The sequence below is a fragment of the Arenibacter sp. F20364 genome, assembly GCF_023015905.1.
In the GTDB taxonomy this organism is placed as follows: domain Bacteria; phylum Bacteroidota; class Bacteroidia; order Flavobacteriales; family Flavobacteriaceae; genus Arenibacter.
Genome location: NZ_JALKBD010000177.1, coordinates 1 through 336, shown reverse-complemented (window position 1 = coordinate 336; position 336 = coordinate 1). Strand labels below are relative to the sequence as shown.

1 pseudogene is annotated in these 336 nt (G+C 53.3%); it reads right to left on the bottom strand.

Annotated features, from left to right (window positions below):
- A pseudogene (locus MWU84_RS24225) lies at positions 1 to 336 on the bottom strand (collagen-like protein); the annotation flags it as partial.

The window sequence follows — 336 nt, the reverse complement described above, 5'->3', positions numbered from 1 at the left end:
GTCGCCTTTCGCTCCAGTATCTCCTTTTTCACCCTTATCACCTTGGTCACCTTTAGCTCCAGTAGAGCCAGTAGCACCAGTGTCACCTTTATCACCCTGGTCGCCTTTGGCTCCAGTTGAACCTGTTGCACCAGTCTCACCCTTGTCGCCTTGATCACCTTTGGCGCCAGTTACACCTTGTATTCCTTGTTCACCCGTTGCACCAGTAGCTCCGGTCGCACCAGTGACTCCCTGATCTCCCTTGGCACCTGTATCTCCTTTGGCTCCGTCAGCACCAGTTAATCCTATTGGACCCTGAACTCCCGTTGCTCCAGTATCACCTTTCTCACCGGTTAC